General features: G+C 74.2%; 5 protein-coding genes. 4 read left to right on the forward strand and 1 reads right to left on the reverse strand.

From position 1 onward, the window contains the following. The 4 genes from M4J07_RS44845 to M4J07_RS44860 all read left to right on the forward strand — a co-directional run. The coding region (locus M4J07_RS44845) for an ATP-binding protein (protein WP_255982572.1) at positions 1-1989 on the forward strand (1989 nt) is incomplete at its 5' end. Positions 1990-2159: 170 nt separating this feature from the next. After that, positions 2160-3818: a PucR family transcriptional regulator gene (locus M4J07_RS44850; RefSeq protein WP_255982574.1), complete on the forward strand. Its 1659-nt coding sequence runs from the start codon at positions 2160-2162 to the stop codon at positions 3816-3818. 222 nt (positions 3819-4040) lie between these two features. Then, on the forward strand, positions 4041-5486 hold the full coding sequence (locus M4J07_RS44855; protein WP_255982576.1) for an aldehyde dehydrogenase family protein: 1446 nt from the start codon (positions 4041-4043) through the stop codon (positions 5484-5486). A 225-nt stretch (positions 5487-5711) separates the two neighbouring features. Next, on the forward strand, positions 5712-7661 hold the full coding sequence (locus M4J07_RS44860) for an acyl-CoA dehydrogenase family protein (protein ID WP_255982578.1): 1950 nt from the start codon (positions 5712-5714) through the stop codon (positions 7659-7661). A 6-nt stretch (positions 7662-7667) separates the two neighbouring features. On the opposite strand, the gene M4J07_RS44865 is transcribed toward M4J07_RS44860, so the two are convergent. Further along, positions 7668-8507: LysR family transcriptional regulator (locus M4J07_RS44865; RefSeq protein WP_255982580.1), on the reverse strand; the 840-nt coding region annotated here is incomplete at its 5' end.

Below are 8507 nucleotides of genomic sequence, written 5' to 3' on the forward strand. Positions count from 1 at the left end.
TTCCTGACCTGGCTGCGGACCCCCAGGCCCTCGGCCGCACCGGGCGTCTGGCGGTTCGGGCACCTGCCCCGGCCGGACGTGGCGCCGGAGCGGACACCGACCCGGCAGCTGGTCAGCGGCGCGCTCATCGCGTTCCTGGTGGGCTGGCTCGTCTGGTCGCTGCTGTGGAACGGCTACCTGGGCGGCTGGTGGCTGCTGCCGCTGTACGCGATGGTCCCGGACTCCTGGGCGTCGCCGCACTCGATCGCGTCCGTCGTCGTCGTGTACCTGTACTACGCCGTGTTCGCTGTCGGGATCATGGTCGGCGTCGGCCGCCTCGGCCGCTGGGGCGAGCTCTGGCGGCGCTTCGGCTACCCGGCCTGGCGGGTCGCCGCGGCACCGGTGCAGGCCGCGCGGCCCGTCGCCCCGGAGAAGGACCCCGTGCAGTGGCCGCAGCTGCGGGAGGCCGGGGCCGCCGAGGCCGCCGAGCGGCTCGGGGCCGATGCGCGCGGCGGGCTGATGCGGGACGTCGACCACGCCCGGATCGCCCGCGCCTGGCAGGGCGTGAAGCGCGGCCGGCACAGCCTGGGCGCCTTCACCGCCGCCGTCGTCAAGGACGGCGCCGCCGCCTGCCCGCACCCCTCGGGAACGCGCGACCTGCCCGCCCGCTCCGCCCGCCACGACCTCGCGACGGCGCAGGTCAGGATCGGCGCGGCCGCCGACGACGAGCGCAACCCGTACGCGTACCGGGGCGTCGGCCTCGGCATCGGCCCCGATCTGCTCGGCACCTCCCTGCTCGCCGTGGGCCCGCCCGGCGCGGGCAAGACCGGCAGCGTCGTCTGGCCGCTCGCCGAGTCGCTCTGCCTGGGCGCCCTCGCCGGGCGGGCCGCCGTGGTCGTCGTCGGGGCGGCCGGCGCCGGGCTCGGCTCGCCGGACACCTACGACGTCGTCGTCCGGATCGGGGCGCCCGACTCCGTCTACGACCTCGACCTCTACGGCGGCAGCCAGGACCCGGACGAGGCCGCGGCCGTGCTCGCCGAGGCCCTCGTCGGCGACCTCGCCGACCCGCACCCGAGCGGCGACAGCCGGCGCTCCACGACCGTCCTCGCCCAGCTCCTCGGCCCCTACGCCGCCGTCCACGGACGCTTCCCCTCCGTCCCCGAACTGCGGCAGCTGCTCGACGGCTCACCGGTCGCGCTCGGCGCCCTGCGCAAGTCGCTCACCGAGGCGGGCCACGAGGCGATGCTGCGCGAACTCGACGCGCGCGAGCGCCAGCTGGCGCATCCCGGCGACGTCGGAGCGGTGCTCGCGGACCGCATCGCGCTGCTCGACCGCCCCGCCTTCGCCTCGTTCTTCGACACCTCGGGCAGCACCCGCCCGTTCTCCCTCCGCGCCCTCGACCACCCCGTACGCGTCCGGATCGACCTGCCGGAGCGCGGGCACGCGGACGCCTCCCGGATCCTGGCCAGACTGGTGCTCGCCCAGTTCATGACGAGCGTGGTCACGCGCGAGGACCGCTCGCTCTTCGCCTGTTTGGTGCTCGACGACGCGACCGGGGTGGTCACCCCGCAGTCCGTGCGCGGCATCCAGCGGCTGCGCTCGGCGAACGCGGGCGCCGTGCTGACCCTGCGCACCCTCGACGACGTGCCCCGGCCGCTGCGCTCCCCGCTGCTCGGCGCCGTCGGCTGCCGGATGGCCCTGTCCGGGCTCACCCCGTGGGACGGCCAGGACTTCGCCGAGGTGTGGGGCAAGGAGTGGACCGAGGCCCGCGACGTCACCGACCGGCAGATCATCGCCGAGACCCCCGCGGGCAAGGCGCTGCACGCCGTGCGCCGGGTGATCACCGGGCGCGCCCCGACCGCCCGCGCGGTCACCGTCCGCCAGGTCGAGCGCGAGCGCTGGTCCGCGTCCGACCTGGCACACGCCGTCCCACCGGGCCACGCGGTGCTCTCCCTGACGACCGTGCGCGGGGAGCACGCGCCTCCGCTTCTGGTGGATCTGCGGGCCTGAGCGGGGCCTGAAGAACGGCTGAGGATCGTGGGGCCGGGACCCAGGGGTACGTACGGTGAGGCAGAATCGGCACGGGGCGTTCATACGGAGCGGCCAAAAGCTTCACAAGTCCCGCCCGCTCCGACCGCCCCACCGGTCCCGCCTGTACCCCCAGCACACCTGAAGGCCCCATGCCGCCCACGCTCGCCTCGCTCGTCCACCACTCGGCGCTCAAGCTCACCGTGCGCGCGGGCGAGGAACGGCTGGACACCCCCGTCCGCTGGGCCCATGTGAGCGAGCTCGCCGACCCCGTCCCGTACATGGAAGGCGGCGAGCTCCTTCTCATCACCGCCCTGAAACTGGACGCCGACGACCCCGACGCGATGCGCCGGTACGTGAAGCGGCTGGCCGGCGCGGGCGTCGTCGGCCTCGGCTTCGCCGTCGGCGTCAACTACGACGCCGTGCCGGACGCCCTGGTGCAGGCCGCGCAGGACGAGGGCCTCCCGCTCCTCGAAGTCCCGCCCCGCACGCCGTTCATCGCCATCAGCAAGGCGGTGTCCGCCGCCATCGCGGCCGACCAGTACCGGGCCGTGACGTCGGGATTCGCGGCGCAGCGCGAGCTGACCAAGCAGGCACTCAACGAAGGACCCGAGGGGCTCCTCTCCGTCCTCGCCGGGCAGGTCGACGGGTGGGCCGCGCTCTACGACGCGTCCGGTGCGGTCGTCGCGACCGCGCCGGAGTGGGCGGGCCGCCGCGCCGCCCGGCTGACCCCCGACGTCGAACGACTGCGGGAACGGCCCGCGCCCGCGAGCTCCGTGGTGGCGGGCGGCGCGGACGACCGGGTCGAACTGCACTCCATCGGTACGGGACGGCGCCCCCGCGCGGCCCTCGCCGTCGGCACGGCCGCGGCCCTCGGCACCGCCGAGCGGTACGCCCTGCACTCCGCGATCGCCCTGCTCACCCTGACCACCGAGCGGTCCCGGGCGCTGTACGCCGCCGAGCAGCGGATCGGCGCCGCGGTGCTGCGGATGCTGCTGGCCGGGGAGCCCGACCATGCGCGGGCCGTCGCCGGCGACCTGTACGGGGCGCTGCTCGACGCGCCGTTCCGGATGGTCCTCGCGGAGGCCGTGGCGCCGCCGCCGAGCGGGGTCGCGGTGCAGGGCGGGGCGTCGTCGGCCGGGACCGCGCTGCTGCTCGCCGAGGCGGTGACCGGGGCGGGGCCGGGCAGTGACCCGGTGTCCGTCCTCGTGGACGTCGTCGAGTCCGCCGCCGCCCGCGCGGGCGAGGCCGTGCTCGTCGTGCCCGACGGTGAGCGGGTCGTGCTGCTCGTCGTCGACGGGGGTGCGGCCGTCGACGCGTGCGGGCAGTACGCGGAGGTGCTGGAGGCGACCCGGGCGGACGGCTCCGCCGGGTCCGCGGTGGCCGGCGACGAACTCGTCATCGGCTTCTCGGCGCCGGCCGGGCCCATCGCCGCGGCGACCGCCTTCAAGCAGGCCGAGCAGGCGCTGTCGGTGGCCCGGCGGCGCGGGCGGATCCTCGTCGAGCACGAGGACGTGGCGGCGGGGTCCGTGCTGCCGCTGCTCGGCGACGACGCGGTGCGGGCCTTCGCGGACGGGTTGCTGCGGGCGCTGCGCGATCACGACGCCACGGGGCGGGGTGACCTGGTCGCCTCGCTGCGGGCGTGGTTGTCGCGGCACGGGCAGTGGGACGCCGCTGCCGCGGATCTGGGCGTGCACCGGCACACGTTGCGGTACCGGATGCGCCGGGTCGAGGAGATCCTGGGCCGCTCCCTGGACGACCCGGACGTCCGGATGGAACTGTGGCTGGCCCTGAAGGCGACAGGCGCCTGACCGGGTTGTTCCCTGGTGGGCGACCGCGGGTCTCGGGGTGGCTGGTCGCGCCCCCACCGGGCGGTCGGACGAGGCCGAGAGACCAAGGACCGCGCCGCGTAGGCCAAAGCGTCGAAGCGGGCGCGGGCAATCACTCCACCCCGGCCAAACCGCCCCCGCCCGGCGGAGCCCTACCGTGGTCCTCGTAGAAGCCCACGTACACGGAGAGGCCGGTAGACCGACATGACCGCCACCCACGCTTTCTGGCTCGCCGGCCGCCAGGCCACCGGGGACGAGACGTTCGACGTCCACAACTCCTACGACGGACGACTCGTCGGCACCGTCGCCGTCCCGACCGAGGCCCAGGTCGAGGAGGCCGTCGCCGCCGCCCACGCCGTGGTCGACGAGTTCGCCGCGACCCCGGCCCACGTACGGGCCAAGGCGCTGAACCACGTCGCCGACCGCCTCACCGAGCGCACCGAGGAGATCGCCCGGCTGATCTCCGCCGAGAACGGCAAGCCGATCAAGTGGGCCCGCGGCGAGGTCGGCCGCGCGGTCTCCGTGTTCCGGTTCGCCGCCGAGGAGGCCCGCCGCTGGAACAGCGGTGACGCCCAGCGCCTCGACACCGACGCCGGCGGCCAGGGCCGCCTCGCGCTCACCCGCCGCATCCCCAAGGGCGTCGTCCTCGGCATCGCGCCGTTCAACTTCCCGCTGAACCTGAGCGCGCACAAGGTCGCCCCGGCCATCGCGGTGGGTGCGCCCATCATCCTCAAGCCGGCCCCGGCGACCCCGATCTCCTCCCTGATCCTGGGCGAGCTGCTCGCCGAGACGGACCTCCCGGCCGGCTCGTGGTCCGTCCTCACCGTGCCGAACGACCGAATGCCCGCCCTCGTCCAGGACGAGCGCCTCCCGGTCATCTCCTTCACCGGTTCGGGCCCGGTCGGCTACGCGATCATGGACAGCGTCCCGCGCAAGCACTGCACCCTGGAGCTCGGCGGCAACGGCGCGGCCGTCGTCCTCGGCGACTGGGCCTCCGAGCAGGACCTGGACTGGGCGGCGACCCGCATCGCCACCTTCTCCAACTACCAGGGCGGCCAGTCCTGCATCTCGGTGCAGCGCGTCATCGCCGACGCCGCCGTCTACGACCGGCTGCTGCCGAAGGTCGTCGCCGCCGTCGAGGCGCAGGTCACCGGTGACCCGGCCGACGACGCCACCGACGTCGGCCCGCTGGTCAGCGAGGACGCCGCCCAGCGCGTCGAGGCGTGGGTGACCGAGGCCGTCGACGCCGGTGCCACGCTCCTCGCGGGCGGCAAGCGGGACGGCGCCACCTACGCGCCGACCGTCCTCGCCGACGTACCGGCCGACGTCACGATCTCCTGCGAGGAGGTCTTCGGCCCGGTCCTCACGGTCAAGAAGGTCGACGGCGAGGCCGAGGCGTTCGCCGCCGTCAACGACTCCAAGTACGGCCTCCAGGCAGGGGTGTTCACGCACGACCTGCAGACGGCCTTCCGCGCCCACCGCGCCCTGGAGGTCGGCGGTGTCGTCGTCGGCGACGTGCCGTCCTACCGCGCCGACCAGATGCCGTACGGCGGCGCCAAGCAGTCCGGCGTCGGCCGCGAGGGCGTGCGGTACGCGATGGACGACTACACCTACGAGCGCGTCCTCGTCCTGACGGGCCTCGCCCTCTGACGGATCCACACACACCGGCGCGCGGCCTGTCCCGCGCGCCGGTCCACGACGACGGCCGGAGCCCACTGTGCGGGGGCTCCGGCCGTTCTCGTGCGCGGACCGGATCCGGTGCGGGTCCACGCGCGAGGGCTGGTCGACATGCCCGTTATCAGGTACATACGATCGAGTAGCACCGGTCGGTAATGAGCCGGGCCGGTGGACCCGACGCGCGGCGAGGTGAACCTCATGTCCGCACCATCCCCCGCACCACAGCACCAGGCGAAGGTCTCCGAACGGGAGGCCAGGCAGGTCGCCGAGGCCGCCCGAGAGCAGGACTGGCGCAAGCCCAGCTTCGCCAAGGAACTCTTCCTGGGCCGGTTCCGGATCGATCTGATCCACCCGCACCCGCTGCCCGCCGACGAGGACGCGCAGCGCGGCGAGGAGTTCCTCGCGAAACTGCGCGACTTCTGCGAGACGGAGATCGATTCGGCCCGCATCGAGCGCGAGGCACGCATCCCCGACGAGACGATCAACGGGCTCAAGGAGCTCGGCGCGCTCGGCATGAAGATCGATACGAAGTACGGCGGCCTGGGCCTGACGCAGGTCTACTACAACAAGTCGCTCGCGCTGGTCGGTTCGGCGAGCCCGGCCCTCGGCGCGCTGCTGTCGGCGCATCAGTCGATCGGCGTACCGCAGCCGTTGAAGCTGTTCGGCACGCAGGAACAGCGGGACGAGTTCCTGCCGCGCTGCGCCCGTACCGACATCAGCGCGTTCCTGCTGACCGAACCCGACGTCGGCTCCGACCCCGCGCGCCTGGCCACCACCGCCGTGCCCGACGGCGACGACTACGTCCTGGACGGCGTGAAGCTGTGGACGACGAACGGCGTGGTCGCCGACCTCCTCGTCGTCATGGCGCGGGTCCCGAGGTCCGAGGGCCACAAGGGCGGCATCACCGCGTTCGTGGTGGAGGCGGCCGCCGAGGGCATCACGGTCGAGAACCGCAACGCCTTCATGGGCCTGCGCGGCCTGGAGAACGGCGTCACCCGCTTCCACCAGGTCCGGGTCCCCGCCGCGAACCGCATCGGACCCGAGGGCGCGGGCCTCAAGATCGCGCTCACCACGCTGAACACCGGCCGCCTCTCCCTGCCCGCCATGTGCGTGGGCGCCGGCAAGTGGTGCCTGAAGATCGCCCGCGAGTGGTCGGCGGAGCGCGAGCAGTGGGGCAAGCCGGTCGCGTTCCACGAGGCGGTCGGCGCGAAGATCAGCTTCATCGCGGCGACCACGTTCGCCCTGGAGGCGGTCGTCGACCTGTCCAGCCAGATGGCGGACGAGGACCGCAACGACATCCGCATCGAGGCCGCCCTCGCCAAGCTCTACGGCTCCGAGATGGGCTGTCTGATGGCCGACGAACTCGTCCAGATCCGCGGCGGCCGCGGCTTCGAGACCGCCGAGTCGCTGGCCGCCCGCGGCGAGCGCGCCGTCCCCGCCGAACAGGTCCTGCGCGACCTGCGCATCAACCGCATCTTCGAGGGCTCCACCGAGATCATGCACCTGCTGATCGCCCGCGAGGCCGTCGACGCCCACCTGTCCGTGGCGGGCGACCTGATCGACCCCGACAAGTCCCTGACGGACAAGGCGAAGGCGGGCGCCAAGGCAGGCGGCTTCTACGCGCGCTGGCTGCCGAAGCTGGTCGCCGGCCCCGGCCAGCTCCCGCGCTCCTACGCCGAGTTCCACCCGGCCGGCCACCCCGACCTGTCCACTCACCTGCGCTACGTGGAGCGGTCCGCGCGCAAACTCGCCCGCTCCACCTTCTACGCCATGTCCCGCTGGCAGGGCCGGATGGAGACCAAGCAGGGCTTCCTCGGCCGCATCGTCGACATCGGCGCCGAACTGTTCGCGATGAGCGCGGCCTGCGTGCGCGCCGAACTCCTGCGCACCACCGAGGGCTACGGCCGCGAGGCCTACCAGCTCGCCGACGCCTTCTGCCGCCAGGCCAGGATCCGCGCCGACGAACTCTTCGACCGGCTGTGGACCAACACGGACGACCTCGACCGCAAGGTCGTCAAGGGCGTGCTCGGCGGCGCCTACACCTGGCTGGAGCAGGGCGTCGTCGACCCCAGCGGCGAGGGCCCCTGGATCGCCGACGCGACCCCCGGCCCCTCCAAGCGGGAGAACGTGCACCGCCCCGTCCGCTGACCCCGGCTACCGCCCGGGCCCGGTCAGCCGGGCCCGGGCGCAGCTCCGGAAATCCGCCACGAGGCGCCCCCGGTCGCCCGCCCGGGACGCGAGTACGACATGGCTCGGCTCGACGCCCGCCAGCGGGACGGGGACGACGTCGGGCCGCATGGTGTGGGACAGCGCCCCCACCGCCGCGATCGCCAGTGCCCGCCCGTCCGCGACGAGTTCGAGCTTGTCCTCGATCACATCGATGACCGGCCCGTCCGGGGCCCGCGATCCGTCGGGCCGCGGATCGATGCGCCAGAACGCGTCCCACTCCGGGTTGCCCGCCATCCGCGGCAGCGGCTCGCCCGCGATGTCGTCGACGGTGACGGACTCCCGGCCCGCGAGCCGGTGCCCGGCCGGGACGAGCAGCACGCGCGGCTCGTCGTAGAGCACCGCCACGTCCAACCCGTCGGTGGGGAACGGCAGTCGGGCCACGGCCACGTCGACACGGTGGTCGAGCAGCGCGGCCCGCGTCTCGTTCCACGCCAGGTGCACCGCCTGTACGTCGGCGTCGGGATGGCGCCGGCGCAGCTCGCGCACCACCGGGGTCACGATGGCCCCCGTGATGAACCCGACCGTGAGGCGGCTCGGTTCGGCGGCCGCCCTGGTGTGCGCCGCGGCCTGCGCGGCGGACCGCAGCAGCGCCTTCGCGCGCGGCAGGAAGACCTCCCCGGCCCCGGTCAGCCGACTGCCCTGCGGCGTCCGGTCGAGCAGCCGCGCCCCCAACTGCTGTTCGAGGCGCCGGATCTGCCGGCTCAGGGACGGCTGCGTGGTGTGCAGGGCGTCGGCGGCCCGCCCGAAGTGCCCGTGCTCCGCGAC

This window comes from Streptomyces longispororuber (assembly GCF_024448165.1).
In the GTDB taxonomy this organism is placed as follows: domain Bacteria; phylum Actinomycetota; class Actinomycetes; order Streptomycetales; family Streptomycetaceae; genus Streptomyces; species Streptomyces longispororuber_A.

Bases quoted from the DNA above. Each gene is read 5' to 3' on its own strand.
- M4J07_RS44850 (WP_255982574.1), top strand. From the start codon at position 2,160: ATGCCGCCCACGCTCGCCTCGCTCGTCCACCACTCGGCGCTCAAGCTC.
- M4J07_RS44855 (WP_255982576.1), top strand. From the start codon at position 4,041: ATGACCGCCACCCACGCTTTCTGGCTCGCCGGCCGCCAGGCCACCGGG.
- M4J07_RS44860 (WP_255982578.1), top strand. From the start codon at position 5,712: ATGTCCGCACCATCCCCCGCACCACAGCACCAGGCGAAGGTCTCCGAA.